Here is a 26,425-nt window from a genome sequence, read left to right on the forward strand (position 1 = left end):
GCCGCGCATCAGTATTCGTCCGCCAACATGATCGTCAGCACCCGGCATGTCACGTCGGGATCGGCCGGGTTCGGGCTATGGGCTAAGCGGCTCAGGTCGTAGTAGTCGATCTTCCACAACACCTGCAGACCGTCGATGTCCACAATGGCGCAGTCATGCTCGCCATAAGGATCGTTGCGTTCACTAAAGTCGGAAAAGTCTGCCACGGCAGTTAGAATCTGATCACGCTGCCCATCGGTGAGGTTCGCAACGCCGGGTGTGAGCATGGTTTTACCGCCTGCTCCAGTGCGTCGCAGAGCGTCGTTCAGTCGGCATACTTCAACAGTTTCGCGTCTGGGGACGAGTGCTGTCATGGTGGTATGCGGGTCAGCGTGAACCGACCCGCCTCCAAGTCAATCGGTGGCCGAGCGCGTCGGGTGCAGCAACGCGATGCCGCTCAGCGGCCGTTCGATATGTTCCTCGTCGGGGTAGTCGCGCCACCGCAGCGTGAACGAAGTGTTCCCCTTGGCCTTAAGGATCACCGCCTCGTACCAGCCGTCAGCTTTGTTATCTGACACCGCTAGCACGAGGCAGCCCGGGCCAACCTTCGACCAGTCCTGCGGCACCGTAATCGGGCTGTCGCCACTCTTTGCCGCGAGTGATGCGTCAACCGGCTTGCTGTCAGCCGGGTTGGCGGGCGACTCGTTGCCTTCAGCTTCGGACTTCACGATGCGCAACGGCCGAATTTGTTGGGCGACAGGAACGTGCGCAACCAAGGCGTCATAGGTCGCTGCCTTCACGAACGGCACGAACGCCTTACCCGACCCGAATAGGCGGCCGTGGGGTAGCTTGTCGGCGAGAGCACGTACGTCGTCGGTGGTCACCGGTAGGGCCATCATAGCCATGAGCAATGCAGCTGCCGTCGCGCCGCTGATTTCGGTCTGGTCGAACCAAGCTGCGTGAGGCTTGTTGGTGTCATCGCGGCCCAGAACGATCAGGGCGGGCAAGTCGGTATCGTCAAGCGGCAGGCGGGCTTGAGCATGTGCGGCCGTCATCTTCTATCTCCTTAAACAAGAAGGCCACCGGGGGTACCGGTGGCCTAGGGTTGAGTAACGTTGCGCCTGAATTGCAGGTGTGCATCGTTAAGTCATTGTAACATAACACTTAATCAGATCAAGAGCATGCAAATGTCTAGCCCCGTCGCCAGCCAGACCCGTTGCCCGCGTAGTCAAAATATGACTTTTCAGGGGCAACATTGGCCATCGCTCCTTCCGTCGACAGCGAGCTCAGAATCTTAGCAATTTTGAGCCGCGCCTTCTCGGTTGCCGTCTTCAGAAGTTCCTCGCCCTCGCCCTTGGCTAAGGTCAATGACGGCAAATCCTTCGTGCCGATGATGCGGCACAACAGCGATGCATCACCGGGCCGCAATGCCCGCTTTTTCTGGATGTACTGTCCAGTTGGCGTCTTGAACATTTCGCCGGTACGGGGGTCGGTCTTTTCCTCGGTCTGAGCGTAGACGCGATATTCGCTCAACGGGGCCTTTGCCATGTAAATGGTCCGCCCCACCACCGTCGCTGCACTGAGCAGGCGGCGATGATAAAGGCGAATACCTGGAATGAACGGCTGCTCGCCCGCTTCGATCAGGTCAAATAACATCTGCTCGTCGTCGAACTCTTCGTCACCGCCCCAACAAATCGAATGGGTGTGCCAGTGCACAGCCCCCATCGCACCACCGCGCTGGGCTTGGTAGTTGGTGTAGAGCGCAGCCTCCACAAACGTGATGTGGTTACGGCACGTCAACGCCTTCTTGGCCCACTCGATGAGCTTGCCCACATCGAAGCGCGATGCCTCGGCAATCGGAACAGCGAATTGCGATGGGGCCAAGGTAACAAAAGATGGAAAACTCATCGATTTTGCATGCTTCTCCACCTGACGGGAGAGCGCGCGCGCAAATTCGATGCGGGCCAATGTGGCATTCGCTTTAAGCGACAGGGCGGCCGAGTCTTTCAACGTGTCGGCAGAGGCATCATCGATGGCGGGACGACCCCGCTTGGTCGTCATATAGTTCTTGAGCTGGTTATCGCGGCCTACATGATGGCGTACAGATTCCAACATATTCAGGTGGGGATTGCGGCGCATAGTTCGTTTCCTTATTACGCGGCCGTCAGGTTGGGCAGTCAGGCAATTTGCTTGACTGCCCAATAGCTGAGGGGCGCAGTTTATTTGTGAAAATTGGGTATTACAAAGGTTTAGCAGACGTCTTCTTGTCGGACGACACGCGATGAATTTTGATTTCCATCTCGCCGATGCCATCCGTCTTGATGACGGACAGCTTGAATTTGACGCCTTTGGAAGGAGCGGCGCGCAAGAGTTCGCGCATCGGTTCGTCCAGCGGCGCAAGGATGCTCACCATCGGCGGCGCGTTGAGATCCAATGTGCCGTTACGACGCTTCCTGGCCGCTTTCGCCGCGAGTTCTTCGATACCCCCGCCGGTTTCCAGGTACGCAGCAATGTCGGATGCTGGCACCCCTGTCTGATAAGGGTATGCGAGCGCAGCGTAGTACTTGCTCGCCGTCTTGCTGGCAGTGGGAAGCTCGAACCCCACCGCAAACCTGACCGTGGGTTGGAGCTTGTCGGTGGTGTCAATCACGGTCGGCGGCTTACCCTTGAAGGTCGCCCAAGTCGGATCGCGGCAAAAATCCTGCCAAGCATCCGGATTACGGTCAAAGAACAACGCCACTGCATACACGCGGGCAAGAGCCTCATGAAGCTTGGCGCGGTAGTTGCCACCGAGATCCGAGAAGTCCGCATTCGCTGACTTCAAAACAGAGACAGGGCCACCGTCCTCGGTCAAATCTGACGACTTCGGGAGGAACACAGACTCCACTGACGCGGGAGGCTTCTGAGCCTTGGATGCTTTGATCGGGGCTCCAATTTTTGGCTTAGTGTCCTTAGGCATTGGCCGCCTCCCAGTCAGTGGGCGACTGAATGTAGGCAACCACGGCTTCCACGCGCCAGCCAACCAAACGGGGGCCGAGCGGAACCGGGTGAGGAAACTGGCCCGCTGCGACGCGGTTCCACAGGGTAGACTTGCTCCAGGGAATCAAGTCGAGCACTACAGACTGGCGAAGAAAGCCAGTTGGAGGCAAGGCAATCGGCGGCGGCAAGCAAGTAGGCTCAATGCAGGTTTTCATAGTGTATCTCCGTCCAACGGCTTGTTGGCGGGGACACAAGTGAACGACATTCTCAGGGAATTGTGCGCTTCCCTCGGGATTTCCCTCGCAGCTTTTCCGGAGCAGGTTGAGACAGTCTAATTTCTTGATGATAGGCCCACTCAGCAGCGGCCTTTAGATATCCGCGGACCGTTTTTATGTCGGTGCCCATGCCGGACAAGTTAATGTCGTCCGTAATCGCGGAATAGACCTCGTTTCGTTCGTCGAGATGATTTTTTGGCAAATAGCCGTAGTGAGCGGCCGCCAAACCCAGAATAAGCTTGTACATGCTATGCCGCTCGCTGGTCGTTAAGTCGTCGGCCTCGGTATTTGGTGCCCGCGCGCTCTCAAAATGGTCCGCCCAGACTGTAAATTCTTCCGACCTAAGCGCTTTGTTACGTGAGGCCCACAACGCAACCTCTTTAGGGCCTGCCATAGCGGGAAGTTTGTTTGCTTGACCGGCCCTCAAAATCGCTTCTCTCAGGCGGAAAAATTCATAGATGAACGGCGACGAGTTTTTATCCAGCTTTTGGCGTTTGAACGCCTTTTCATTCACTTTCCTCGGATCTTTGCCGAGAATCAGCGCAGACGCCTCACTAGGACTCCAGACCGCCATACCCTGCCAAAAACTGAAGTCCGCCTCAGCCTCAACATGATTAAAAAAGCGGCCGCGGTCTTCAAGAAGTGCGCCCTGTTCGAGCTCCGCGAGGTCCGATAGACGCTGGGCGTCATACCGGACTTTTAACTCATCGAACTTGAGATAGCTCAACTCGTCATTGTAGATGCTCATTTGCGAAAGCAATACTTGCAGTCGTCGACGCAGCTGAGCATCTTCATCACCTGCTTCTCCCTCTGTCGTCACCGACACAGTGTCGAGAGAAACTATATCCAGAAATCGGCTTGTGGGAGCTAACCAGTCGCCGAATTCAATCAAAAGTGCATCTAGATCGCTATCGGACAATGCATCGATCTGGTCTTCGTTCACGCTATCAACGTATTCCTCGACCGGACCCAGATAGGATGGAAACCTCCGAACCATAAGCTCGGTTTGCATCGCCGACATCGCACGGCCAAGGGGTGGCATACTAACAATTCCCGTGGAACAACGCTTGGAATTTGCCTCGCTCTTAACACGACGTCTAGCCGAAAAAGGGCGGTCAAGCGGGTTTACGGTATCTAGCACGGTATGAAGCGTCTATCATGATATTTAGTTGTTTTAACTCAGCTAGTTACGATGCCCTTTCGATTCCCTTCACCCGCTCCAAAAATCTCCCTGTGACACCCGAGGCGTCACTGACGGGGATACCTGAGCCAAAATGGGCGGCCGAAAAGACAGTTCCGGCGCCGATCGATTTCCACAGATAAAACGCGGGATCTGGCATTACCACCCGCAAGGTAGCCGGGGCCTTGCGTGGCCCGGATAGCCGAAGCCCGCTAGTCCGCATTTCCCTGAAAGCCCAGCCCATCGTGGATGCCCGTCCGTGGCGTGACGCTCACGGGTGGCAGACAATCAGCGCTGGGGCGCCAGAACTGCAGGGCGCGCCCGATGGCAGCCCTCCGGGCACCTTAGCCGAGGCCACCACCTAGCTACGGCAAAACACATATACCAATACAAATCCAATTGCTGTGCAATTAGCCAGATTGCGCACTTGTGGGGACCGGATCGGCGTGGCCTTGTACCGAAGTGGTATTAAATTGGAACGCATCGTGCGCCTCCGGTATGCTACCGAGATGCGTGGAATGGTGCGCCAAGCGAACGGATTCCGAGGTGCATAATGTCAAAGAGACATATTCTGTTAGCCGCGACGTCAGTCGCGATGATCGTATCCTCCTGCCTGGGAGCAATTGGCCAGGAAACCGCGAACTATCCCGGCGACCTGACCGGCGGTAAGCGGCTCACCATCTATGTCGAAGGTCTGGCGGATCCAAGCTCGGGCTTCTTCCGGGTGCTCAACAATGGCGCCCAGCAGGCGGGCAAGGATCTGGGTGTGGACATCAAATACGTCTATCCGCAGAGCGTCGACCTGGCCTCCTATATCGACCAGATCAATGCCACCATGGCGGCCAAGCCCGATGGCATCCTGATCCTGGGGATCGGCGATCTGGATGCGGTGGCGAAGGACGCCGTCAGCAAGGGCATCGCGGTGGCCTTCAATCCCGCTCCCAGCGTCAAGGACCAGCCGTTGCGCGATCCCAACGACGTCTATGTATCGCGGGTCGGCGCCGACGAATATGCCGCCGGCCAGATGGCGGCGAACCGCTTCATCGAAAAGGGGGCCAAGTCGCTGATCTGCGTGCAGGAAAGCGTTGGTGACGGCACCCAGACGGCGCGCTGCGCTGGCATGGAACAGATCGCCCAGGAAAAGGGCGTGACCTACGACCATGTCGCCGGCGACCTCGATCCGGGCAAGACCGCCTCGATCACCGAAGCCTATTTGCGCTCGCATCCCGACGTGGACGCCGTTCTGGCGACCGGCCAACCGGCGACGGCCGGCATCGTTGCCGCCAAGAAGGCCGTGGACCGGCCACTGCAGGCCGCCGGCTTCGACGTGAGCCCCGAGCTCGTCGCCATGATCCAGGCGGGCGATCTCGACTTCACCATGGACCAGCAGGGTTGGTGGCGTGGCTATATCTCGGTACTCGAACTGGTCCACTACATTCGCTATGGGCTGGTGCAGTCCAACTACTTCCTGACCGGTCCGCAGATCGTCGACAGCGCCAATGCTGCCGCTGTCGCCGGCCTCGCTGAAGCGGGAGTTCGGTAATCGTGGCTGAGGCGACCCCAACCAAATCCGCCCCATCGGGCTCCATGGGCGGGGTTGCCGGCCTGCTTCGGGACGGCTTGCGCCGCCCCGAACTTGCCTCGCTGGCCGGGCTCGTCGTGGCCTTCGCGGTCTTTTCCGTTCTGCGTCCGGACCTGTTCCTCAGCAACGACAACGGCATCAATGTCGCCAGCCTCGCCGGGCAATACGGCATCGTCGCGGTGGGCGTGACCATCCTGATGATTGCCGGCCATTTCGACCTCTCGGTCGGCACCGTTGTCGGCCTGACCGGATGGGCGCTTTACTATTTCGGCAATGTGCTCGGCCTGCCGCCCGCGCTGACCCTGGTTTGCGCCTTGGCGTTCGGCGCCGCACTCGGGGCCATCAACGGCATCATCCAGGTCAAGACTGGGCTGCCGTCGTTCATCATCACGCTGGCGACCTCGCTGATCTATCGCGGCATCCTGACGATGCAGACCAGCGGCTTCCCGGTCGTGGTGAAATTCCCCGATGAATATACCCAGATCATCGCCGGCAAGCTGCTGTTCGGCTATCGCATGTCGCTGCTCTGGTTCATCGTGGTGGCGATCCTGGCGACCCTGTTCCTGTTGCGCACGCGCATGGGCAACTGGGCCTTCGCCATCGGGCAGAACCCGACCGCGGCCAGGAATCTCGGCGTTCCCGTGGCGCGCACGACGGTGACGCTATTCACTCTTTCGGGCTTTACCTCCGCCCTCTCGGGCGTGATTGCGGCGGTGCAATATGCCTCGATCGACGCCAATCGCGGTACCGGCTGGGAACTGATCGCCATCGCCATGACGGTGATCGGCGGCACGCTGTTGACCGGCGGCTATGGCAGCGTGATCGGCACTGTGCTCGGCGCCATCATGTATGCCATGGTCACTAACGGGCTGCTGCTGGTCGGGCTGCAGGGATATTGGGTCAACATTTTCCTGGGCGCCGTGGTGCTCGTCGCTGTGCTGATCAATCGCGCCGTGATCACCCGTTTCGTCATGCGCCCCTCCATGCCGCCGCCAGAGGCACCCAGCCCAGCTTCGAAGGGAGCGGCATCATGAGCGCCGCGGTCATCGCCCTGCGCAACGTCACCATGGCGTTCCAGTCGGTCACGGCGCTACGCGACATTTCCCTCGAGGCCCATGCCGGCAAGGTGCTGGCCCTGCTTGGTGACAATGGCGCGGGCAAGAGCACGCTGATCAAGGTCCTTTCCGGCGTCCACCGACCTACCGCCGGTAGCGTCGAGGTCGACGGCAAGGCGGTGGTATTCCGCGGCGCCCATGATGCGCGGGCCGCGGGCGTTTCGACCGTGTTCCAGGACCTTGCGGTCTGCGACCTGATGTCGATCTCGCGCAATATGGTGCTCGGCAACGAGCCGGTGAAGGGCTTTGGGCCGTTCCGCATCTATGACGCCAGGAAGGCCGAGGCCGTTGCCCGCGAGGCGCTGGCAACGCTGGGCGTGGACCTGCGCCGGCGGTTCAGCGATCCGGCCGCCACGCTGTCGGGCGGACAGAAGCAGGCGGTCGCGATCGCCCGGGCCATCGCCTATGGCTCGCGCTGCCTGATCCTGGACGAACCGACCGCCGCCCTTGCGGTGCGACAGACCGAACAGGTGCTCGACCAGGTGCGGCGCGCCCGCGACGCCGGCCAGGCCGTGATCCTGATCATGCATAATCTGGCGCAGGCGCTTTCCGTCGCCGACACAGTCGTGGTGCTGGCCCGCGGGCGGGTCATGGGGCAGTTTTCAAGCGCCGACGCAGATATCGAGCACATCACCCAGCTCGTGGCGCAGGGCTGACCGGGCCGTTCGCATCGCCATTTCATTAGAGGGCTTATCTTGACAGACTTGGTATCGGGAAGCAGCGCAGCGGCGCGTTTCGACCTTCGTGGCCGTGTGGCGGTCGTCACCGGCGCCTCCAAGGGCATAGGGCGGGAGCTCGTGATCCTGCTGGCGGAAACCGGCGCCGTAGTCGTGCCCACCGCGCGAACGGATACCGATCTGGCCGCCATCGCGGCGGAAGCCAGGGAGAGCGGCTACACCGTCCATCCGCGGCTTCTGGATGTGAGCGATGTCGGCTCCATCAATGCCGCGGTCGAGGCAATCACCGCCCAGCATGGCCGCATCGACGTTCTGGTCAATAATGCCGGGCTGGGCTTTGCCCGTGCGGCGTTCGACGTCAGCGAGGACGATTGGGACGAGATGATGGGCGTGAACCTGCGGGGCATGTTCTTCATGAGCCAAGCGGTGGCGCGCACCATGGTCGCCGCAGGCAAGGGCGGGCGCATCATCAATATCAGCTCGCAGGGCGGCCTGGTCGCCCTGCCGGATGCCGCAGTCTACTGCACCAGCAAAGGCGGGGTGAACATGATGACCAAGACGCTCGCCGTCGAATGGGCCAAGCACGACATCACCGTCAATGCCCTGGCGCCGACCTTCATCTATACGCCCGGCACCGCCCCGATCCTCGACGAGCCGGCGATGAAGGAGTCGGTGTTGGCCAAGATACCACTCGGCAAATTCGCGCTGACCAATGACGTTGCCGGGGCGATCGTCTACCTGGCCTCGGAGGCGGGCAGGATGGTGACCGGAACGGTGCTTGTGATCGATGGAGGATGGACGGCGCAATGAGCAACAAGATGCATCTGACAGCCGAGGGATGCTCGGCCTCCTTCGATCCCGAGGATGGCGGGCGGCTGACGTCGTTCCGCGTGGGCGAGCATGAACTGATGGTGCAGCACGGCGCGGACGTGTTCCATTTCGGCAGTTTCGTGATGGCCCCCTGGGTCGGCAGGTTGCGCAATGCGCAGTTGAATTGGGAGGGCAATAGCTATCCGTTCGTGGCGAATAATGGCCCCAATGCCTTGCATGGCCTGGTCACGGAAAAGCCCTGGCAGGTGACCGGAGATGGCGAGATGAGCATCGAGCTCGGCGCGCTATGGCCCTGGCCGTGCCGGGTGGTGCAGCGGACGCAGCTCAGCGCTGGACGCGCTGATTTCCAGATCGAGGTTCATGCCCGCGAGCGGATGCCGGTGGCTATCGGCTGGCACCCCTGGTTCGTGCGGCGTCTCGCCGGCACGCCCGCTTCGGCGGAGTTGCAGCTCGATGTGCAGCCGGGCACGATGTGGGCCAATGACGAGAGCGGCCTGCCGAGCGGCGCCATGACTGCCCCGGCGCCGCGGCCCTGGGACTATTGCTTCCGCGATCTGCGTGCCGATCCGGTCGTGCGCTGGCCGGGCGAGCTGGAGCTGACGGTCAGTTCGGACTGCCAGGACTGGATCATCTACGACATGGAGGAGGCCGGGGTCTGTATCGAGCCTTGGACCGCGCCGCCAAATTCGATCAACATGCCAAATCCCAAGGTCATCGGCCCGGGCGCGCCCCTGACCGCCAGCATGACCTGGACCTGGCGGTAACGGCAGCCCCCTACCGGTCGTGAGAAAGCCGAACGCTCGCTATTTGCGTCGCGGCGCGGACGTCGCGTGTCTCCGCTCGGCGTTTCGCGCCGCAATTTTCAAAAACGCCTCTTCCCGTCATTTGAGTGTCACCCGCCGCGTCTAGTTTCCAACTCATCCGAATGAGTGAAGCGGGCGTTATGCATAGTCGTGGACAGTCGTGGGAAACCACGCGGGACAGAATTAGCGCGGAAATCGCTGCCGGTCATCTGGCGCCGGACGCACAGCTGCCGTCCGAGCCCGAACTCTGCCTGCTCTACAATACCAGACGGCATTCGCTGCGCCGCGCCCTGGCTGCGCTGGTGGCGGAAGGCAAGCTGCGTGTCGAGCACGGTCGCGGCACCTTCGTCGAGCGCGCGCCGCTGATCAATTATGTCGTCGGCCCACGCACCCGGTTCCGCGAAAACCTGATGGCGCAAGGCCTGACCGGTTCCGGCCAGGCCATTTCGGAAATGCAGATACCGGCCAGCCCGCGCGTGGCCGCCGCGCTCAAGCTGGCGCCGGATGCTCTGGTGACGGCGCGGTCCTGGCGCGGCTTTGCCAATGACCTGCCGATCAGCCTGGGCTGGACCTATCACGACGTCGAGCGCTTTCCCGATATCTCGGAGCGCCGCAAGACTACCCCTTCGCTCACCGCGATCTACAAGACCTATGGCATCGAGGATTATCGCCGGCAGAGCACGACGATTTTCACCCGCATCGCCAATGAGCACGAGACCTCGTTGCTGATGATGCGGCCGGGCCAGTCGGTGCTGATCGTGCAAAAGACCGACGTGGACATGAATGGCGCGCCCATCGGTTTTTCCGAGGCGGCCTGGGCCGGTGATCGCGTGCAATTCACCTTCGAGAATGCCGAAGCCCGCGGCATGCCGAGCGAAAGGACCGACGATGTTTAACGAAGCGAATGGCGGCAACGGGCAGGATCGGCCCGGCCATGGCGATGCCCTCAGCCTGCTGGCGCGGGCACGGCCGGAGCGGCTCAAGGCGCTGGCCGAGGGCCTGCTGGATGGGCTGGGCGAGATCACGGTGATCGCCAACCGCACCGGTCTGGTCATGGTGCCGATGCGCGACACGGTCGAGAATGTCGATTTTCACCTCGGTGAAGTGCTGGTGAGCGAGGCCCACATCGCCGACGCCACGGGCCGCATTGGCTACGGCATGATCACCGGCCGCGATCTTGAACGCGCCATGGCGATGGCCGTGGTCGACCTTGCGCTGGCCGCAGAACCGAACGCGGACGCAATCCAGGGTTTCATCGAAACCGAGCGGATGCATCTGGCCGAACTCGATGCGGAGCGCATGCGCCGGGTCGAGGCGACGCGCGTCGAAATGGAGACTTTCTGATGCTGACCGTAGCCGCTCCCGACGCCGCCGAAGCGCGGTGCAATGCCACTTTCGAAGCGCTGATGTGGTCGATGGCCCGCCCCGGCGAGGTGCGCGAGCTGCCCGAACCGGGCCTGGCGCCGATCGTCGAGGCCCTGATCGACCGCGAATGCGCGGCCTATACCGATAGCGTCGAGTTGGCGTCGATGATCGCCGACACCGGCGCGGTACTGGCCGTAGACCTGGCGATGGCCGATCATCTGTTTCTTGGCGAATTAACCGGGGCGGCCTCCGAGCTGGACGCCATCCGCTGCGGCAGCGCGCTCTATCCCGACGACGGCGCCACGCTGGTGGCACAGGTCGCCCATGGCGCCGGCCAGCGGCTGCGCTTCACCGGCCCCGGCATCGACGGCGCCCGCGACATGATGATCGCTCTTCCCCCCGAATTCTGGGCCATGCGGGCACGGCTTTGCGCCTATCCCGAAGGGTTCGACCTGCTGCTCGTCGATGGCCAAGCGGTCATCGGCATTCCCCGTTCGACCCAGATAGAGGTGCTCTGATGGCCTATGTGGCAACCCGCGGTGGCGAAAAGGCCATCGACCAGGCCGAGCGCCTGTTCCGCCAGGACCTGGGCACCATCGACGCCGCGCGCGTTGCTTCTATCCAGCAATCCATGCCCTATCTGGTCGATCGCGTGATGGGCGAAGCCTCGCTCTACAGTGAAGAACTGGCCGCCCTGGCGCTGGCCCAGACCGGCGGCGAACTTTCCGAAGCCGTGCTGGTCTTGCGCGCCTGGCGCACCACCCAGCCGCGCCTCGCCGTGGCAGCGCCGGTGCGGCAGGATGACCTTCTCACCCAACGCCGCATCTCGGCCGCCTTCAAGGATATTCCTGGCGGTCAGATTCTCGGGCCGACGCTGGATTATTCCCATCGCCTGCTGGCAACCGACGTGCTCGAAGGCAAGCCCTACACTCCGCCCGCGGTCGAGGCGGCAGCGACGCCTGCGCCGGCCCGGCAGCCGTCGCTCGCCGATTGGCAGCGGCAACAGGGCCTGGTGGCGCCTGCCACCGAGCCGACCATTGCGCCCGACGACATCCCCGATCTTACCCGCGAACCGCTATTGTTCCCTGCCTCGCGTGCACACCGGCTGCAAAGCCTGGCACGCGCGGAAACCGGCGGCGTGCTGGCCCTCGGATATGCGGCCATGCGCGGCTATGGCAACGCCCATCCCACGGTCAACGAACTGCGCCTCGCCGAAGCCGAAGTGGTGGTCCGCCACCCAAACGGCACGCCGTTCTCGGCAGGCAGGGTGCGGGTCAGCCAGGCCGAAGTGACGTCCAAGGAAAAGGGCGGCTATCTGGAGCTGGGCTTTGCCGCGACCTTCGGCTGGAACGAGGTCAAGGTGATCGCCGCCGCGACGCTCGATCTCAATTCGGCAGAAGCGCCGGTCGGCTCGCCCGTGCACGAGGAATTCTACCTCTATCACACGGAGCCAGTCGAAGCCTCCGGCTTCTGCATCCACTTCAAGCTGCCCCATTATGTGACCTTCCAGTCCGTACTCGACGCCATGCGCGATGCGAAGGCCAAGGCCGCATCCGCCCAGCCTGCGCCGGAAGCCGCAACCGAACGCCAGACGGAGCCCGCAGAATGAGCCTTTCCGCACTCACCAAGCCCTGGGCCGCGACCAGCTATGGCTTTCTCGACGCCTCCGCCAAGCGCGAACTGCGCCGCAAGATGCTCAAGGCCATCGCCGTGCCCGGCTGCCAGATGCCCTATGCCAGCCGCGAAGTGCCGATGGCGCGCGGCTGGGGCACGGGTGGACTGCAGGTCACGCTGACGCTGGTCAATCCGGCCTCGACGATCAAGGTCATCGACCAGGGCGCCGATGACGGTGTCAACGCCGCCTCGATCCGCCGCTTCATCAGCCGCGTCTCGGGCGCCACCGAAACCTGGGATACCCTCGGGGCCTCCATCATCCAGTCGCGCCATCGCGTGCCCGAGGAAACCCTCGGCGCCGACCAGATTCTCGTGCTGCAGGTGCCCAATCCGGAACCTTTGCGCGGCGTTGAACCCAATATGTCGATCGCCCGGCAGATGCATGCCGATGCCGACTACGGCCGGCTGTGGCTGACGCTTTACGAGCAGATCGTTCGCAAGGGCCGCATCATGCAGGGCGCCGCCTATCCGAGCCTGGTCAATGGCCGCCACGTGATGACGCCATCGCCGATTCCGCGCTGGGACGTGCCCAAGCTGCACATGGCCAAGCACCTGACGTTCCTTTCGGCTGGCCGCGAAAAGCGCCTGCATGCCGTACCGCCCTATACCCGCGTCGAGCCGCTGGTCTTCTCCGATCGGCCCTACCGGGTCGAAGATCACGCCGATCTGGTCTGCCGCCGCTCGGGCATATCGGGCTATTTCATGAACGAGATTCCGCAGGATCACGGCGGTTCGGCCTTCGAAGTGTCCGACAGCAATCTGGGCATCAAGGCCATCCGCCGGGCTGAGGGCGAACCAGTGGAAATCGGCGCTACCTGGTATCAGGACGGGGAGTTTTCGGCATGAGCATCGATATGACCTCTGCGCCAGCCGCGCTGCTGCCACCACAACTGATGCGCACCGAAGCGCTGTTGACCATGAGCGGCCTGTCCAAGACTTACGGCAGCGTGCGGGCGCTACGCAATGTGGATGTCACCGTCTATCCCGGCGAAGTCATGGGCATAGTGGGCGAAAGCGGCTCCGGCAAATCGACCCTGTTGCGCATGATGAACCTTGAGGACACGCCGGACCAGGGCGACTATCGCCTGCAACTCCCCGGAAAGGATGACGACAACCTCTTCGCTCTCGATCGCTACCAGCGACGCATGCTGTGCGCGCATCACATCGGTATTGTCTACCAGAATCCCCATCAGGGCCTGCTGATGCGCCATAGCTCGAGCGGCAATGTCGCCGAACGGCTGCTGATCGCCGGCGAACGCAGCTTCGACGTGCTGCGCAGCAAGGCGCGGGACGCGCTCGACGCTTCCGAATTCCCGCTGGCCCGCATGGATGCGCGGCCCGCAGAACTCTCGGGTGGCATGCAGCAGCGTGTGCAGCTGGCCAAGGCCATTGCGCTCGAACCGGCGCTGCTGCTGCTCGACGAGCCGACCACCGGGCTTGATGTCAGCGTGCAGGCACTGGTGCTCGATACGCTCAAGCGCCTGCAGCGGGATCGTCGCATCACCATGGTACTGGTCAGCCACGATCTGGGCGTCATCCGCACCATGGCCGACCGCGTGCTGGTCATGCGCCATGGCGAGGTGGTGGAACGGGGCCTGGCCGATCAGGTGTTCCAGGATCCCCAGCACCCCTATACCCAGCAACTCGTTCACGCCAAGCTCTAGGGACCCACGATGCAAACGCCAGAAACCCTACCGCTGCTGCGCGTCGAAGGCCTGACGAAGACCTTCCGCATGTTCCATCTCGACAGCATGCTGCATGCCTTCGAGGGCATCAGCTTCGACCTGCGCGCCGGCGAATTTCTGCTGCTCAAGGGCCGCAACGGCGCCGGCAAGTCCACGCTACTGCGCACACTCTGGCGCAGCTACCTGCCGGTGGGCGGCCATATCTGGTATCAGTCCAAGCTCGGCACCATCGACCTGGCCCGAGCCGCCGATGTCGATATCGCCCTGCTGCGCCGCCAGGAAATGGGCTTCGTCACTCAGTTCCTCAACGCCCGCCCGCGCGTCGCGGCGCAGGATATCGTCGCTGAGCCACTGCGTCTCGCCGGTCAGTCGCAGGCTGAGGCGCTCGATCAGGCTCGCCATTGGCTGGGCGAATTCGGCGTCCGCGAAGAACTGTGGCGCGCCTATCCGAGCACCTTCTCGGGCGGCGAACAGCAGAAGGTCAATCTGGCCCGCGCGCTGATCCTACCCCAGCGCCTTTTGCTGCTCGATGAGCCGACCGCTTCGCTCGACGTCGGCGCGCGCCGGGCGCTGGTGCGGCGCCTCGACGATCTCAAGGCCGCCGGCGTCGCCATCATCGGCGTCTTCCACCACCCCGGCGACGTCACCGACCTTATCGATCGTGAGATTGACCTCGCAACCCATCCCGTTTCCGCTGACAACGAGCTGACCCATGTGGCTGTCTGATTTTCGCATTGTCCTTGCCGACCGCCTGATCCCGCATGGTGCCCTGCGCATCGAGGATGGCCTGATCGCCGAGATCAGCGAAACCCCCGTGGCCGAGGCCGATATCGTGGGCAATGGCCTCATCCTGCTGCCCGGCATGATCGACATGCATGGCGACATGATCGAACGCGAGATCGAGCCCCGCCCGGGTGTGCGCATGCCGATGGAAATGGGTCTGCGCGATCTTGACCGCAAGCTCGCCAATTCCGGCATCACCACGGCCTATGCCGCCGTATCGTTCAGCCCGGGCTCGACCTATGGCCACATGCGGTCCTACGATTTCACCAGCGAAATGATCCGGGCGATCCGCGCCCACAAGGCGAACCTGCTGATCGATCATCGCGTCCATGCCCGCTTCGAAGTGACGTTTCCCGCCGCCTTGTCGGTGGTCAAGGAATTGATCGCCGAAGGCTCGGTGGATCTCATTTCGCTGTGCGACCATACGCCGGGCCAGGGCCAATATCGCGACATGCCGCTGCAGGCGGCCAACCTCGCCAAGTCCAAGGGCATTACGCTCGAGCAGGCGCAGGCCAATCTCGAACAGCGCATCCGCGATCGCAAGGAAACCGCCGGCGATCTCACCGCAACCCTGCGGACCATGGCTCAATATTGCGCCCTGCACGGCGTGCCGCTCGCCAGCCATGACGACGACACCGTGGAAAAGGTCGCTCAGATGCAGGAGCTGGGCGCCAGCATCAGCGAATTCCCGGTGACGCTGGACGCCGCCCGCGAAGCCAAGGCCCGCGGCATGGTCAACGCCATGGGCGCACCCAATGCGCTGCGCGGCACCTCCTATTCGGGCAATCTGTCCGCCCGCGAAGCTCATGCCGCGGGCCTGCTCGACCTCCTCGCGGCCGACTATCACCCCTCGGCCATGCTGCCGGCCGTGCTCGTCCTGGCTCAAACCGACCCGGACGGGCTTCCGGGTGCGGCGCGCCTCGCCACGCGCAATCCGGCGCGAGCGCTCGGTCTTGAGGATCGCGGCGAAATCGCCGTGGGCCTGCGCGCCGACCTCATCGTTGCCGACAGCTCCGGCGTCGGCCATATCCGCGCCACCTTCTGCAACGGCGTCATGGTCTATTCCGATGGTAGCGTGGCTCCCGGCAATCCGGTTCGTCACCATGATGTCATTCGAATGAGTTAACGCTGTCATCCAAGCCAACTATCGTCCGCTCATAGGAACGGACCTCCAAGCCTGAAGAACAGCTATCTTGCGGAAGGTGGAGCCATGCTTGAATTGCGGAAGATCACCAAGACATTCGGCCAGACCATCGCGGTCAACAATGTCTCCCTGAATTTCCCACCCGGCCAGATGGTCGGCATCATCGGTCGCTCGGGCGCCGGCAAGTCGACCTTGCTGCGCCTGATCAATCGTCTGGCGACCACCGGGCAGGGCGATATCCTGTTCGAGAACACCAATATCGGCACGCTCGCCGGTCGCGACCTGCGGGCCTGGCGTGCCCGCTGCGCCATGATTTTCCAGCAGTTCAACCTGGTCAACCGGCTCGACGTGTTGACCAATGTGCTGATCGGGCGCATCGGCACCGCCAAGACCTTGCCGGTGATGTTCAAGCATTTTTCGGCGCAGGATCGTGCCGCCGCCGCCTTGGCGCTCGACCGGCTCGATCTGTTGCCGCAGGCACTGCAGCGCGCCGATACCCTTTCGGGAGGCCAGCAGCAGCGCGTCGCCATTGCCCGGGCCCTGATCCAGAACCCGAGCCTGATCCTGGCCGATGAACCCATCGCCTCGCTCGATCCGCGCAATGCCCGCTTCGTGATGGAGGCCCTGCGCAAGATCAACCAGGAGGACCGGATAACGGTCATCTGCAATCTTCACACTCTGGATGCGGCGCGCGCCTATTGCGATCGCATCGTCGGGATGGCGCAGGGCAAGGTCGTGTTCGACGGTTCGCCCGACACGCTGACGCGGCAGGCCGTCCAGAGCATCTATGGCGACGCCGGCGATGCCGACGTGGAAGAAAGCCTGACTTCGACCTTGGGCGCACATTTGCCAATCCCGGCAGCGGCCAAGCAACCCCAATTGGCCGACGCTGCTTACTAGCGGCGGTCATAACCCGACGACATAAACCCCCGGAGCCTACGATCATGAACATGTTCATGCGCCGCACCATTGCGGCCGCAGTGATGGCGGCTGCCATCATCTCCCCTGCCCTCGCCCAGGACTGGAAGCAGCAGTATCCCGAACTCAGCATCGGCATTTCCTCGGGCGAAAACGAGACCGACGCCATCGCCCGCACCCAGGGATATGCCGACTACCTGAGCCGCACGCTCGGCGTTCCGGTCAGCATCGTGCGCGGCACCGACTATGCGGCGGTCATCGAAGCCATGCGCGCCGGCCAGATCCAGTTCGCCTCGATCGGCCCGGCCAACTATGCCCTCGCTCGCAAAGTGATGGGCGACCTCGTGACTCCCGTCGCGGTGCAGCGCGATAAGGAAGGTGCCCTCGGCTACTATTCGGTGATCGCCGTACGTGCCGACAGTCCTTACCAGACGCTCGAAGACATCAAGGGCAAATCCTTCGCCTTTGCCGATCCGAATTCGACCTCGGGCTATGCGGTTCCGTCCTATTATCTCTCGACCGTGCTGGGTACGAGCGCCGACGAATATTTCAGCGAAACCGCCTTCTCGGGCGGTCATGAGCAGAGCGTCATCGCCCTGCTCGCCGGCACCTTCGAGGCTGTTGCGACCCACCAGACCAACGATCACAGCGGCAATATTCCCCGCATGGTGGAAAAGGGCATGATCCCGGCCGGTTCCACCCGCATCATCTGGACCTCGCCGCTCATTCCGAATTCGCCGACGGTGATGCGCACCGACCTGCCCGAAGAGCTCAAGACCGCGTTCACCAACGCCGTCTTCGCCTTCCCCGAGGCCGATCCGGCAGCGTTCGAAGCCTACACTTCGGGCAATTCCAAGGGTTATGCCCCGGCCAAGCACGAAGACTATCTCGATGTGATCGCTATCACCGAATACAACGCTAAACAGCGTCGCGCTAACGCCAACTAAGCCAAACCCTCGATCGGCACGGACCCCAGCGGTTCCGTGCCGATTGCTTATTGGAGTGTACGCAATGACCCATGCCCACGCCCTGGCCGGCACCAGCAGCAGCCGGATCGCCGATTTCGAGCACCGCTACCAGACCGAACGCCGCACGCGGGGGCTCTGGACGCTGCTCTATCTCGTGCTGTTCGCCGGTGCAGTGGTTGGCTCGATGCAGGTCAGCGACTTCAACCCGTCCAAGCTTATGAACGGCCTGCCCAAGGCATGGAATTATATCTACGGCACCTTCCCCACCCTACGCTGGGAAACCCTGGGCGCCGATATCGCCGAGTGGTACTGGGGCATTCGCTATTGGCTGCGCCTGCTGGTCGAAACCGTGCTGATGAGCTTTGTCGGCACCGTGCTTGGCGGCGTGGTTGCGCTCGCCCTCTGCTTTTTCGCCTCGAGCAATCTGGCGCCCAACAAGGCGTTGTGTTTCATCAGCCGCCGCACCCTGGAGTTCCTGCGCACGGTGCCCGAACTGGTGTTCGCGCTGATCTTTGTCTACGCCTTCGGCCTCGGCCCCTTCGCCGGCGTGCTGGCCATCGCCGTCCATACTGCCGGCTCGCTGGGCAAGCTCTTTGCCGAGGTCAACGAGAACGTCGATGAGCGCCCGATCGACGGTGTGCGCGCCGCGGGCGGCTCCTGGCCGATGATCATGCGCCTGGCCGTGGTGCCACAGGCCTTGCCCAATTATGCCAGCTATCTGCTGCTGCGCTTCGAGATCAATGTGCGCGGCGCCGCGGTGCTCGGCGTGGTCGGGGCCGGCGGCATCGGCGAGGATCTCTACCTCGCCATCCGCCAGTTCGAATATCCCGATATCAGCGCCATCATGCTGCTGCTGATCGCCACGACCGCGGTGATCGACATCACCTGCGAATCCATCCGCCATCGCCTGATCGGGCACGATCTGGGCAAGGGGCAATGACCATGACCACCGCCATTTCCGCCGACCGCCTCAAGGCCCTCCAGCAGGCCCACCCTCAGGTGTTTACCCGCCCACTCGCGGCGCGGCTGCGCGACTGGGGCCTGTGGGCCGCCTGCTTCGCCCTGCTGGGTTTCGGCCTCTGGTGGATCAACGCCTCGCCGACCCGTATCTGGGATGGGTTGGGCAAGCTCGGTTTCCTCGTCCGCTTCATGTGGCCGCCCAGCGATGGCGGCGTCTTCTGGGAGCACGCCTATGCGATGATGGAAACGCTGGCCATGGCCTTTTTGGGCACGGTCGTGGCGGCCGTGGTGGCGCTGCCGCTCGGCTTTCTCGGCGCCAAGAACGTGGTTCCCAACTGGCTGTTTCATTTCTCGCTGCGGCGCGGCTTCGATACCTTGCGCGGCATCGATAGCCTGGTCTGGGCCCTGATCTTCGTCAGCGCCGTGGGCATGGGCCCCTTTGCGGGCGTGCTGGCGATCGCCGTGTCGGATGTGATGGTGTTCTCCAAGCTGTTTGCCGAGGCTATCGAGAATGTCGAACGCAAGCAGATCGAGGGTGTCCGTTCGGCGGGGGCCAGCCCGGTGCAGACGCTGCGGCTGGGCGTGTTTCCGCAGGTCTTCCCGGTGATGCTCAGCCACTTGCTCTATTTCTTCGAGGGCAATGTCCGCTCCGCGACGATCCTTGGCATTGTGGGGGCCGGTGGCATCGGCCTGCAACTCTCCGACCGCATCCGTATCAACAATTGGGACGAGGCCGCCTTCATCATCCTGATGATCCTGGTGACAGTGGCGGTGATCGACAACCTCTCCCGACGCATCCGCACAAAGCTGATCGACGCCGCCCCGCAAGTCTGATCCGGCTGGCGAAGCGGCGATTAGGAAGGGGCGTCGACGCTACCCAGTTGGTACGTCAACGCTGAGCAGGCTGCGAACGAGCGCCGCCTGGTTGCGGACGCCGGTCTTGTCGAAGATCCGTTGCAACTGGGTCCGGAGCGTATTGACGCTGACGGATAGGTGATCTGCCGCGACAGCGAGGTCGTGACCTTCGACGATGAGCCGGGCGAGCCGGACCTGGGCCGGGGAGAGACCGTAGATTTCCCGCGCTCTCTCGATCCGGCGGGTCAAAGTCTGGGCATCGTCGAACGACACTAACGTCTTGCCGTCCTCAAGCAAAACCCAACAATGGAGCGGCACGCCTGCCGTATCCTCGCCCAGTGCCACGGCCCAGGCTTGCTTTGGTACGACGCTGAGCGGACGCTGGCTCTGCAATTCGTCAAAAGCTAAATGCACCGCCTCCCGTAATGCTGGATCGCGGTCGCGCCGGCGGGCGCGCAGATGGTCGGCGGAGATGACGAGCCCCTCGTGGTCGCCGATGCGTTCGCGTGCCATACGGTTGATCCAGACGATGCGCGCATCGGCGTCGACCTCGATGAGTGGACAAGTCTGCTCCTCGATATTGCTTTCCATCAGCACCATGCAGGCGATCTTCCAGGTGCCATCCATCCGGTGGAGAATTTTGAGCTGGCGCTTGCGATCCTCGCCGGTATCGCTGCCGATCTGGTCATAGGTCACCCAGGCCATGTTACCATTGACCACGACATTGACCTTTTCCCAGCGCACGCGACCGGCAAAGGGCTGCTGCTCGGGAAATCGCTCGACGATTTTCTTTAGCCGCGCGGCGATGGCGTCCCAGCCTTCATCAACGCGGACACCGAGGGAAGCAAACGCCTCCATCCGTCGGGTTTGTGGCGACTGCACCCAATGGCTGGCCAGGGCCTCGAAGTCCCGCTGCAGCCAGGCCTCAGTCTCGGCGCGAAGCACTGCAAGGATCGCGGCCCTGTCATCCTCGCTGCCGTCCATGCCGCGACCTCCGAAAATGTCGGCTCCCACCATAGCACTGCCGGTCTGGCGCTGCATGGATTGGCTCAGGTGCCGATAACGATGAGGATCGCCACCGCCGTCATGGCGATTGACCCCAGCACTCTGAAATTCGGCTGCGGCAGCTCAAGCTGGCTGGCGTAATACCGGTCCTCAGCCTTGGCATCCATCCGCGGCGGAGTGGACTTGGCTGGCATGTTGGCGGCGATGAGGCTGGACATGTCCATTGCGTCCTCCTGACATTGGCATCTGACGCATCCTGTCACGGACCTGCGGCCTTGCTTGTCATGCGCGCGGACGACATGGGGCGATTTGGCCCTCGGGGGAGGACACCCGAGGCGGTGCGGCCCTGGCAACGCGGTCTTGGTGACTGTGCCGGGTTGTTCTATATTGCTCCGTGATGACCCGACGGTCCGGGAGCTGATTTCGGTCGCGAGGCCAATCAGGGAGGTCGTGAGATGGTTCGGACTGCGATCGCAATTGCCGCCCTCATGGTGAGTGCCGGAGGGGCGTTGGCCCAGGGCGACGTGACGCTGGGCGAGCAGATGTTCGGCGACAGATGCGCCGGCTGCCACACTGTGGATGAAAGCACCAAGCAAGGCCCTGGGCTCGCCAGCCTGATCGACCGGCCCGCGGCTTCGGTCGAGGGGTTCAAGTATTCGGACGCCATGATTGAGGCCGGCCTGGCTGGCGTGGTCTGGAATATCGAGACGCTCAGCAAGTTCATCACCAAGCCGCGCAGCGTGGTCAATGGCTCGACCATGGGCTTCACCGGGCTGCGCAACCCCGACGATGTTGCCAACGTCATCGCCTATCTCGCCACCTTCTCCCCGCCGCCGGCCCAATAGTCGCCGCGGCAGCAATGAGCGCCGTTGCGCCGACCGCAGTTCAAACCGGCCTGCTGCTGGCCCCGTTTGTATCGCCGAGCTATGCTGCGGTTCGGGCCAGCAAAGGAACCAAGCGTTGAGAGTCGCAGTGCTCGCGACGGTGGCTATGATTGCGTTTGCGGCCAATTCGGTCCTGGCGCGGCTGGCGCTTGGAGCGGGCGATATGAGCGCCATGGGCTATACCAGCGTGCGTCTCATATCCGGGGCCGTCACACTGGCCGCAATCGTCTATGTTCGGAGGCCCAAGACCGGCCGTTTCGCGATGGTGGTTAGCGGCAGTTGGTGGGGCGCCGCGGCCTTGCTTGGTTATGCCTTGGCCTTCTCGATCGCCTATCTCATGCTCGGCGCGGCAACCGGCGCCCTCATCCTGTTCGCCAGTGTACAGATCGGCATGCTGGCCTGGGCTATTCTGAAAGGCGACAGGCCGAGTGTGCCGGAGTGGCTCGGATTGGGCGTCGCCCTTGTGGCCCTTGTGTTCCTCGTGGCTCCCGGACTGGTGGCGCCTCCATTGCTGGGCACTGTGTTGATGGTTGGGGCGGGGCTGTGCTGGGCGGCTTACTCGGTAATGGGCCGCGGCTCGCGGGCACCGCTGGATGATACGGCGGGGAACTTCATCCGATGCCTGCCAATTGCCGTGGTGCTGGCAATCGCGGGAAACATGACGCACACAAGCACAACGGCCGGGCTAGCCCACGCGATCGCTTCGGGAGCCGTCGCCTCCGGGGTGGGGTATGCAATATGGTACGCCGTGCTGCCCGGTTTAACCCGGACCAGCGCCGCGTTTATCCAACTGACCGTGCCGGCAATTGCCGCTGCTGGCGGCGTGGTGTTTATCGGGGAACAGCTGACTGGCCGGCTGCTGTTTTCCTCGGCGGGCATTCTCGGCGGTGTCGCACTGGCCCTGCTCGCCGCCAACCAGCGTAGAGCCAAGGCCAGTCGAACCCCTTGATGTCTAATCGGGCCGAGACCGCAGCACCGGGCTGACCGCAGCCAAAGCAAGGCGGCCCTTTCGCCATGTGCCGGGCGGTAATCCGACCAGCTTCTTGAAGGCGCGGTTGAATGCGGCCTCGGATTCGTATCCCACTTCGGCGCCCGCCTGCGCAATGCTGATCGCCGGGTTCTCCAACCGCCGGGCCGCCAGTTGCATGCGCCAGCGCGCGATGTACAGCATCGGCGTGTCGCTCGTGTAGTGGGCGAAACGATCCGCAAAGACCGAGCGGGACGAACCGACGGCCCGCGCCAGGCTTTCCAGGGTCCAGTTCTCCAGGGGCTGTCCATGGATGAGGCGCAGGGCGTGACCGACTTGCGGGTCACGCAGGCCCGAAAGCCAGCCGCGCGACTCCGCCGGCAGGGTATCGACATACTGGCGGATCACCTCGACGAAAAGCAGCTCGGCAAGCCTGGCCAGCACGATCTCTCCCCCAGGGCGGGGGCCCTGGGTTTCCGAAACGGCGTGGTGCACCAGATCGATGAGCCAGCCTTGCGCGGCCGTCCCCCGCCCGTGCAAGACCCGCGGCAACGACCTGATGAATGGATTGTATGGCCTGATATCGCAGCCCAAATAGCCGCAGATGAAGCGGCATGTGCCGGCGCCCGAGCCATCATTGACGATGTAGGGAAGCTGCCTGTCGATCGGATTATGATAGACCGCCAGGTCCGGCTTGGCCCGCATCCCGACCGTCGAGCACAGAGCGTGCGCATCGTCCATGGGATAGGCGACGATGTCGCCGGCATGAAGCCGAAGCGGCTCGTCGGGGCCATCGATCAGCTCGGCCCAGCATGATCCTTCGATGACGGTGTGAAAAAAGAAGACATATTGCGAAGTCGGCATGACAGAAGCCGCAACCGCAGAGGCCTTGGGCGTCTCGGCCACCCAGGGTTCGCGAAAAGTGTTGTCGAAAAAGATCGCGCCGGTCAGCCGCACCGCCGCGAGTACATCGGAGAGAACATCCATGGTCTCCGGCCTCCGATGGAAGGGCCCCGGCTTCTGACGCGCCAACCCCTCCAACCCTAGCAAACTATCCCCCAATGGGTCCCGGGACAAGGCGCAGCCTCCCCGGCACTGCCGCAGGGCAGGACGCCGGAGCAATGAAACGGGACGATCGGGCATTTTGCGGCCGCTGCCCCGGGCCTAGCATCACGCCGGCGAGAGCCTGCCGGAGGAGGAGGAAAGGCCATGGACACCGAAACGATCAACAGGTTTGCAGCGGGCCATCGCGGTGCGGTGCTCGATGGCGGGCATGCGGACTACGAGGAGGCCCGCAAGCTCTATAACGGCATGATCGACAAGCGGCCATTGATGATCGCCCGATGCTCGGACGTCGGCGACGTCATCGAGGCCGTCAATTTTGGCCGCGACAACGAACTCGCCATTGCCATCCGGGGCGGTGGCCACAATGGACCAGGCTTTGGCAGTGTCGATGATGGGCTGGTGATCGATCTGTCGATGATGAAGGGCGTGCGCATGAACCCCGCCGACAACACGGTCCGCGTCGAGCCGGGCTGCACCACTGGCGACGTCGATCACGCGACCCATGCATTCGGCCGGGCCGTACCGTTCGGCATCATTTCGACCACCGGGGTAGCCGGCCTGACGCTGAGTGGCGGCCACGGTTATCTCAGCCGGCAATATGGATTGACGATCGACAGCTTGATCGAGGCCGATGTGGTGCTTGCCGATGGCAGCTTCGTGACGGCCAGCGAGGCGCAGAATACCGATCTGCTATGGGCGCTGCGCGGTGGTGGCGGCAATTTCGGCGTGGTGACCAGCTTTCTGTTCCGCACCCATCCAGCCCAGGATGTGTATGGCGGACCCATCGTTTTCGACCTGTCCGAAGCCGCCACCGTCATGGCCTGGTATCGCCAGTTCCAGGCCAGCGCACCCGAGGACTTCTGCATCTGGCTGGGCTTGCAGACGATCCCGAGCGGGGAGCCGTTTCCGCGCGAGCATTGGGGCAAGCGGATGTGCATCCTCCTTGCCGCCCATAATGGCGATGAGGCCAAGGCCGCCGTCGACGCGGTACGCCAGGCCCTGCCAACGCCGCTGTTCGACTGGGCTGGACCGATGCCATATCCTGCCCTGCAGAGCATGTTCGACGCCCTCTATCCCAAGGGCCTGCAATGGTACTGGAAAGGGGACTTCGTCAAAGCGCTGCCGGATGCGGCCATCGAGGCTCATATCGCCCATATTGCGCAGGCACCCACCGACGAATGCCTCATGCACCTCTATCCGATCGACGGCGCGGTGCATCGCAAGGCGAAGGGCGACACGGCCTGGAACTGCCGCGACGCCACCTGGTCGATGGTGATCGCCGCGATCGCCCCCGACGCAGGCCAAGCCGGTGCCCTCAAGACCTGGGCTCGGGCCTATTGGCAGGACGTCCACCAATACAACCTTGATGGCGGCTATCCGAACTTCATGATGGACGACGAAGGCGAGGAGCGGCTGCGCGCGACCTATGGCGACAACTATCCCAGGCTCGCCATGCTGAAGGCCAAGTTCGATCCACGGAACTTGTTCCGCGTGAACCAGAACGTTCGACCGGCCCATTAGCAACGCTCGCCGGGGCATCGCAAATTGGATCATCGATACCGGAGGAGACGCAATCATGCATGACATCGCACGTAGAGATTTTATCATCCAGGGTAGCGCCGCGCTGACGGCCGTGGCCTTGCTGCAGTCGTCCCAAGCCTATGCGTTTCCGCTGCGGCAAGGCGAAACCGTCATTCCCTGGCTCGATCAGCCCACGGAAAATCTCGAGCCGATAGGCGTACAGACGCAATTGGTCTGGGAGGATCTGGATTCCTGGATCACCCCCAATGACAAGTTTTTCTCGATCTCCCACTTCGACCGGCCGATCATCGATCAGGCCGCCTGGAAGCTGGACGTGGACGGGCTGGTCAAAAAGCCCTTGAGCCTGACGCTGGAGGACATCATGGCCCGCCCGCGCCAGGAGGTTGTGTTCACCGTCGAATGCTCGGGAAATCATGGGTTTCCCTTCTTCACCGGCGGCATCGGCAATGCCCGATGGGCTGGAACACCGCTCGCCCCGATTCTCGAGGAAGCAGGGGTACTCGATGAGGGCATCGAGGTGGTGTTCTGGGGCGCGGATGCCGGCGAGATCGAAATCCGCGACATGAAATTCACCCAGAATTTCGCCCGCAGCATGTCGCTGCAAGATGCCATGAGCCCCGACAACATCCTCTGCTACGAAATGAACGGCGAGGCCCTGCCCGCAGCCAACGGGTTTCCGCTCAGGTTGATCGCGCCGGGTTGGTACGGGATCGCCAATGCCAAATGGCTGAAACGCATCGAACTGCGCGACCGGCGCTTCACCAGCCTGCTGATGGGCCGCGACTATGTCACCATCCGCGAGGAGGAGCATAACGGCGAATCCGTATGGGCCGAAACCTCGGTCGGCCGCGCCCGCCTGAAATCGGCTCCGGCACGGGTCACCCAGGTCGGTTCGGACTATCGGATCGTCGGGGCGGCCTGGGGCGCGCCGATCGATCATGTCGAAGTCCAAATCGATGACGGACCATGGTCACCCGCGACTGTGGATGAGAGCGAAACGGCAGACCATGCCTGGAAAATCTGGTCGCTCGACTGGCCCAGCCCACCGTCGGGCGAACACACCGTGACCTCGCGGGCGTTCGACACGGCCGGAATGGTCCAGCCGGCGATGGACGATCCGATCATTGCGAAAAAGCATACCTATTGGGAAAGCAACGGTCAGGTAACACGGCGCATCAGCATCAACTGA

30 protein-coding genes are annotated in these 26,425 nt (G+C 62.8%); 21 read left to right on the forward strand and 9 right to left on the reverse strand.

Annotated elements, in window-relative coordinates:
* Positions 1 to 8: 8 nt before the first annotated feature.
* The 6 genes from JWR51_RS06115 to JWR51_RS06140 all read right to left on the reverse strand — a co-directional run bounded on the left by JWR51_RS06115 (position 9) and on the right by JWR51_RS06140 (position 4,176).
* The gene (locus tag JWR51_RS06115) at positions 9 to 266 is read right to left on the reverse strand and encodes a DUF3768 domain-containing protein (RefSeq protein WP_299745116.1); all 258 of its coding nucleotides are present in this window, start codon (positions 264 to 266) and stop codon (positions 9 to 11) included.
* 126 nt (positions 267 to 392) lie between these two features.
* Positions 393 to 1,034 carry a hypothetical protein gene (locus JWR51_RS06120; protein WP_299745119.1) on the reverse strand — a complete coding sequence of 214 codons (642 nt, stop codon included), beginning with the start codon at positions 1,032 to 1,034 and terminating at the stop codon, positions 393 to 395.
* Between the two features lie 136 nt (positions 1,035 to 1,170).
* Positions 1,171 to 2,118, reverse strand: coding sequence for a hypothetical protein (locus JWR51_RS06125; protein WP_299745122.1), 948 nt, complete (start codon positions 2,116 to 2,118; stop codon positions 1,171 to 1,173).
* A 100-nt stretch (positions 2,119 to 2,218) separates the two neighbouring features.
* Positions 2,219 to 2,938 (reverse strand): hypothetical protein, encoded by a 720-nt coding sequence (locus tag JWR51_RS06130; RefSeq protein WP_299745125.1) that lies wholly within the window; start codon positions 2,936 to 2,938, stop codon positions 2,219 to 2,221.
* A complete protein-coding gene (locus JWR51_RS06135) occupies positions 2,931 to 3,173 on the reverse strand; it encodes an AlpA family phage regulatory protein (protein ID WP_299745128.1) in 243 nt (80 codons plus the stop codon). The genes JWR51_RS06130 and JWR51_RS06135 overlap by 8 nt, the downstream gene beginning before the upstream one ends.
* Positions 3,174 to 3,225: 52 nt before the next feature.
* Positions 3,226 to 4,176 (reverse strand): hypothetical protein, encoded by a 951-nt coding sequence (locus tag JWR51_RS06140; protein WP_299745131.1) that lies wholly within the window; start codon positions 4,174 to 4,176, stop codon positions 3,226 to 3,228.
* A gap of 832 nt (positions 4,177 to 5,008) precedes the next feature.
* On the opposite strand from JWR51_RS06140, the gene JWR51_RS06145 reads away from it, so the two are divergent.
* The 17 genes from JWR51_RS06145 to phnE (JWR51_RS06225) all read left to right on the forward strand — a co-directional run bounded on the left by JWR51_RS06145 (position 5,009) and on the right by phnE (JWR51_RS06225) (position 19,752).
* Positions 5,009 to 5,956: a substrate-binding domain-containing protein gene (locus JWR51_RS06145; RefSeq protein WP_299745134.1), complete on the forward strand. Its 948-nt coding sequence runs from the start codon at positions 5,009 to 5,011 to the stop codon at positions 5,954 to 5,956.
* A 2-nt stretch (positions 5,957 to 5,958) separates the two neighbouring features.
* Entirely contained in the window at positions 5,959 to 7,029 is a 1,071-nt protein-coding gene (locus JWR51_RS06150) for an ABC transporter permease (RefSeq protein ID WP_299745137.1), read from the forward strand.
* Positions 7,026 to 7,766, forward strand: coding sequence for an ATP-binding cassette domain-containing protein (locus tag JWR51_RS06155; protein ID WP_299745140.1), 741 nt, complete (start codon positions 7,026 to 7,028; stop codon positions 7,764 to 7,766). Before JWR51_RS06150 ends, JWR51_RS06155 begins: the two co-directional genes overlap by 4 nt.
* Before the next feature lie 39 nt (positions 7,767 to 7,805).
* Positions 7,806 to 8,597, forward strand: a complete 792-nt coding sequence (locus tag JWR51_RS06160; protein WP_299745143.1) for an SDR family oxidoreductase — start codon at positions 7,806 to 7,808, stop codon at positions 8,595 to 8,597.
* Positions 8,594 to 9,382 carry a hypothetical protein gene (locus JWR51_RS06165; RefSeq protein WP_299745146.1) on the forward strand — a complete coding sequence of 263 codons (789 nt, stop codon included), beginning with the start codon at positions 8,594 to 8,596 and terminating at the stop codon, positions 9,380 to 9,382. Before JWR51_RS06160 ends, JWR51_RS06165 begins: the two co-directional genes overlap by 4 nt.
* A 179-nt stretch (positions 9,383 to 9,561) precedes the next feature.
* The gene (gene phnF / locus JWR51_RS06170; RefSeq protein ID WP_299745149.1) at positions 9,562 to 10,317 is read left to right on the forward strand and encodes a phosphonate metabolism transcriptional regulator PhnF; all 756 of its coding nucleotides are present in this window, start codon (positions 9,562 to 9,564) and stop codon (positions 10,315 to 10,317) included.
* Positions 10,310 to 10,765, forward strand: coding sequence for a phosphonate C-P lyase system protein PhnG (gene phnG, locus JWR51_RS06175; protein ID WP_299745152.1), 456 nt, complete (start codon positions 10,310 to 10,312; stop codon positions 10,763 to 10,765). The genes phnF and phnG overlap by 8 nt, the downstream gene beginning before the upstream one ends.
* Positions 10,765 to 11,304, forward strand: coding sequence for a phosphonate C-P lyase system protein PhnH (phnH, locus tag JWR51_RS06180; protein WP_299745155.1), 540 nt, complete (start codon positions 10,765 to 10,767; stop codon positions 11,302 to 11,304). Before phnG ends, phnH begins: the two co-directional genes overlap by 1 nt.
* Positions 11,304 to 12,395, forward strand: coding sequence for a carbon-phosphorus lyase complex subunit PhnI (locus JWR51_RS06185; RefSeq protein WP_299745157.1), 1,092 nt, complete (start codon positions 11,304 to 11,306; stop codon positions 12,393 to 12,395). Before phnH ends, JWR51_RS06185 begins: the two co-directional genes overlap by 1 nt.
* The gene (locus JWR51_RS06190) at positions 12,392 to 13,306 is read left to right on the forward strand and encodes an alpha-D-ribose 1-methylphosphonate 5-phosphate C-P-lyase PhnJ (RefSeq protein WP_299745159.1); all 915 of its coding nucleotides are present in this window, start codon (positions 12,392 to 12,394) and stop codon (positions 13,304 to 13,306) included. The genes JWR51_RS06185 and JWR51_RS06190 overlap by 4 nt, the downstream gene beginning before the upstream one ends.
* Positions 13,303 to 14,124 carry an ATP-binding cassette domain-containing protein gene (locus tag JWR51_RS06195; protein ID WP_299745161.1) on the forward strand — a complete coding sequence of 274 codons (822 nt, stop codon included), beginning with the start codon at positions 13,303 to 13,305 and terminating at the stop codon, positions 14,122 to 14,124. Before JWR51_RS06190 ends, JWR51_RS06195 begins: the two co-directional genes overlap by 4 nt.
* A 9-nt stretch (positions 14,125 to 14,133) precedes the next feature.
* On the forward strand, positions 14,134 to 14,871 hold the full coding sequence (locus tag JWR51_RS06200) for an ATP-binding cassette domain-containing protein (protein ID WP_299745164.1): 738 nt from the start codon (positions 14,134 to 14,136) through the stop codon (positions 14,869 to 14,871).
* On the forward strand, positions 14,858 to 16,054 hold the full coding sequence (locus JWR51_RS06205) for an alpha-D-ribose 1-methylphosphonate 5-triphosphate diphosphatase (RefSeq protein WP_299745167.1): 1,197 nt from the start codon (positions 14,858 to 14,860) through the stop codon (positions 16,052 to 16,054). Before JWR51_RS06200 ends, JWR51_RS06205 begins: the two co-directional genes overlap by 14 nt.
* An 84-nt stretch (positions 16,055 to 16,138) precedes the next feature.
* Positions 16,139 to 16,972, forward strand: a complete 834-nt coding sequence (gene phnC / locus JWR51_RS06210) for a phosphonate ABC transporter ATP-binding protein (protein ID WP_299745170.1) — start codon at positions 16,139 to 16,141, stop codon at positions 16,970 to 16,972.
* 44 nt (positions 16,973 to 17,016) lie between these two features.
* A complete protein-coding gene (gene phnD / locus JWR51_RS06215; protein ID WP_299745171.1) occupies positions 17,017 to 17,937 on the forward strand; it encodes a phosphonate ABC transporter substrate-binding protein in 921 nt (306 codons plus the stop codon).
* 64 nt (positions 17,938 to 18,001) lie between these two features.
* Positions 18,002 to 18,898, forward strand: coding sequence for a phosphonate ABC transporter, permease protein PhnE (gene phnE, locus JWR51_RS06220; RefSeq protein ID WP_299745174.1), 897 nt, complete (start codon positions 18,002 to 18,004; stop codon positions 18,896 to 18,898).
* Between the two features lie 2 nt (positions 18,899 to 18,900).
* Positions 18,901 to 19,752 carry a phosphonate ABC transporter, permease protein PhnE gene (gene phnE / locus JWR51_RS06225; RefSeq protein WP_299745177.1) on the forward strand — a complete coding sequence of 284 codons (852 nt, stop codon included), beginning with the start codon at positions 18,901 to 18,903 and terminating at the stop codon, positions 19,750 to 19,752.
* Between the two features lie 39 nt (positions 19,753 to 19,791).
* On the opposite strand, the gene JWR51_RS06230 is transcribed toward phnE (JWR51_RS06225), so the two are convergent.
* Together JWR51_RS06230 and JWR51_RS06235 are read right to left on the reverse strand one after the other, a co-directional pair.
* A complete protein-coding gene (locus tag JWR51_RS06230) occupies positions 19,792 to 20,814 on the reverse strand; it encodes a helix-turn-helix transcriptional regulator (RefSeq protein WP_299745180.1) in 1,023 nt (340 codons plus the stop codon).
* A gap of 8 nt (positions 20,815 to 20,822) precedes the next feature.
* Positions 20,823 to 21,002 (reverse strand): hypothetical protein, encoded by a 180-nt coding sequence (locus JWR51_RS06235; protein ID WP_299745181.1) that lies wholly within the window; start codon positions 21,000 to 21,002, stop codon positions 20,823 to 20,825.
* Between the two features lie 231 nt (positions 21,003 to 21,233).
* On the opposite strand from JWR51_RS06235, the gene JWR51_RS06240 reads away from it, so the two are divergent.
* Both JWR51_RS06240 and JWR51_RS06245 read left to right on the forward strand, forming a co-directional pair.
* Positions 21,234 to 21,623, forward strand: a complete 390-nt coding sequence (locus JWR51_RS06240; RefSeq protein WP_299745183.1) for a cytochrome c family protein — start codon at positions 21,234 to 21,236, stop codon at positions 21,621 to 21,623.
* A 145-nt stretch (positions 21,624 to 21,768) separates the two neighbouring features.
* Positions 21,769 to 22,611, forward strand: a complete 843-nt coding sequence (locus JWR51_RS06245; RefSeq protein WP_299745186.1) for a DMT family transporter — start codon at positions 21,769 to 21,771, stop codon at positions 22,609 to 22,611.
* Between the two features lie 3 nt (positions 22,612 to 22,614).
* On the opposite strand, the gene JWR51_RS06250 is transcribed toward JWR51_RS06245, so the two are convergent.
* Positions 22,615 to 23,616, reverse strand: coding sequence for an AraC family transcriptional regulator (locus tag JWR51_RS06250; RefSeq protein ID WP_299745189.1), 1,002 nt, complete (start codon positions 23,614 to 23,616; stop codon positions 22,615 to 22,617).
* A gap of 222 nt (positions 23,617 to 23,838) precedes the next feature.
* Here JWR51_RS06250 and JWR51_RS06255 point away from each other — a divergent pair, with 222 nt between their 5' ends.
* Together JWR51_RS06255 and JWR51_RS06260 are read left to right on the forward strand one after the other, a co-directional pair.
* Positions 23,839 to 25,215, forward strand: a complete 1,377-nt coding sequence (locus JWR51_RS06255; RefSeq protein ID WP_299745192.1) for an FAD-binding oxidoreductase — start codon at positions 23,839 to 23,841, stop codon at positions 25,213 to 25,215.
* Between the two features lie 55 nt (positions 25,216 to 25,270).
* The gene (locus tag JWR51_RS06260; protein ID WP_299745194.1) at positions 25,271 to 26,425 is read left to right on the forward strand and encodes a sulfite oxidase; all 1,155 of its coding nucleotides are present in this window, start codon (positions 25,271 to 25,273) and stop codon (positions 26,423 to 26,425) included.

It is taken from the genome of Devosia sp. (assembly GCF_028290625.1).
Classification (GTDB): Bacteria; Pseudomonadota; Alphaproteobacteria; order Rhizobiales; family Devosiaceae; genus Devosia.

What these genes read in the sequence shown, in the direction of transcription:
- JWR51_RS06115 (WP_299745116.1), bottom strand. Translation starts at nt 266, where the DNA reads ATGCTCACACCCGGCGTTGCGAACCTCACCGATGGGCAGCGTGATCAG.
- JWR51_RS06120 (WP_299745119.1), bottom strand. Translation starts at nt 1,034, where the DNA reads ATGACGGCCGCACATGCTCAAGCCCGCCTGCCGCTTGACGATACCGAC.
- JWR51_RS06125 (WP_299745122.1), bottom strand. Translation starts at nt 2,118, where the DNA reads ATGCGCCGCAATCCCCACCTGAATATGTTGGAATCTGTACGCCATCAT.
- JWR51_RS06130 (WP_299745125.1), bottom strand. Translation starts at nt 2,938, where the DNA reads ATGCCTAAGGACACTAAGCCAAAAATTGGAGCCCCGATCAAAGCATCC.
- JWR51_RS06135 (WP_299745128.1), bottom strand. Translation starts at nt 3,173, where the DNA reads ATGAAAACCTGCATTGAGCCTACTTGCTTGCCGCCGCCGATTGCCTTG.
- JWR51_RS06145 (WP_299745134.1), top strand. Translation starts at nt 5,009, where the DNA reads ATGATCGTATCCTCCTGCCTGGGAGCAATTGGCCAGGAAACCGCGAAC.
- JWR51_RS06155 (WP_299745140.1), top strand. Translation starts at nt 7,026, where the DNA reads ATGAGCGCCGCGGTCATCGCCCTGCGCAACGTCACCATGGCGTTCCAG.
- JWR51_RS06165 (WP_299745146.1), top strand. Translation starts at nt 8,594, where the DNA reads ATGAGCAACAAGATGCATCTGACAGCCGAGGGATGCTCGGCCTCCTTC.
- phnF (WP_299745149.1), top strand. Translation starts at nt 9,562, where the DNA reads ATGCATAGTCGTGGACAGTCGTGGGAAACCACGCGGGACAGAATTAGC.
- phnG (WP_299745152.1), top strand. Translation starts at nt 10,310, where the DNA reads ATGTTTAACGAAGCGAATGGCGGCAACGGGCAGGATCGGCCCGGCCAT.
- phnH (WP_299745155.1), top strand. Translation starts at nt 10,765, where the DNA reads ATGCTGACCGTAGCCGCTCCCGACGCCGCCGAAGCGCGGTGCAATGCC.
- JWR51_RS06185 (WP_299745157.1), top strand. Translation starts at nt 11,304, where the DNA reads ATGGCCTATGTGGCAACCCGCGGTGGCGAAAAGGCCATCGACCAGGCC.
- JWR51_RS06190 (WP_299745159.1), top strand. Translation starts at nt 12,392, where the DNA reads ATGAGCCTTTCCGCACTCACCAAGCCCTGGGCCGCGACCAGCTATGGC.
- JWR51_RS06195 (WP_299745161.1), top strand. Translation starts at nt 13,303, where the DNA reads ATGAGCATCGATATGACCTCTGCGCCAGCCGCGCTGCTGCCACCACAA.
- JWR51_RS06200 (WP_299745164.1), top strand. Translation starts at nt 14,134, where the DNA reads ATGCAAACGCCAGAAACCCTACCGCTGCTGCGCGTCGAAGGCCTGACG.
- JWR51_RS06205 (WP_299745167.1), top strand. Translation starts at nt 14,858, where the DNA reads ATGTGGCTGTCTGATTTTCGCATTGTCCTTGCCGACCGCCTGATCCCG.
- phnC (WP_299745170.1), top strand. Translation starts at nt 16,139, where the DNA reads ATGCTTGAATTGCGGAAGATCACCAAGACATTCGGCCAGACCATCGCG.
- phnD (WP_299745171.1), top strand. Translation starts at nt 17,017, where the DNA reads ATGAACATGTTCATGCGCCGCACCATTGCGGCCGCAGTGATGGCGGCT.
- phnE (WP_299745174.1), top strand. Translation starts at nt 18,002, where the DNA reads ATGACCCATGCCCACGCCCTGGCCGGCACCAGCAGCAGCCGGATCGCC.
- phnE (WP_299745177.1), top strand. Translation starts at nt 18,901, where the DNA reads ATGACCACCGCCATTTCCGCCGACCGCCTCAAGGCCCTCCAGCAGGCC.
- JWR51_RS06230 (WP_299745180.1), bottom strand. Translation starts at nt 20,814, where the DNA reads ATGCAGCGCCAGACCGGCAGTGCTATGGTGGGAGCCGACATTTTCGGA.
- JWR51_RS06235 (WP_299745181.1), bottom strand. Translation starts at nt 21,002, where the DNA reads ATGGACATGTCCAGCCTCATCGCCGCCAACATGCCAGCCAAGTCCACT.
- JWR51_RS06240 (WP_299745183.1), top strand. Translation starts at nt 21,234, where the DNA reads ATGGTTCGGACTGCGATCGCAATTGCCGCCCTCATGGTGAGTGCCGGA.
- JWR51_RS06245 (WP_299745186.1), top strand. Translation starts at nt 21,769, where the DNA reads ATGATTGCGTTTGCGGCCAATTCGGTCCTGGCGCGGCTGGCGCTTGGA.
- JWR51_RS06250 (WP_299745189.1), bottom strand. Translation starts at nt 23,616, where the DNA reads ATGGATGTTCTCTCCGATGTACTCGCGGCGGTGCGGCTGACCGGCGCG.
- JWR51_RS06255 (WP_299745192.1), top strand. Translation starts at nt 23,839, where the DNA reads ATGGACACCGAAACGATCAACAGGTTTGCAGCGGGCCATCGCGGTGCG.
- JWR51_RS06260 (WP_299745194.1), top strand. Translation starts at nt 25,271, where the DNA reads ATGCATGACATCGCACGTAGAGATTTTATCATCCAGGGTAGCGCCGCG.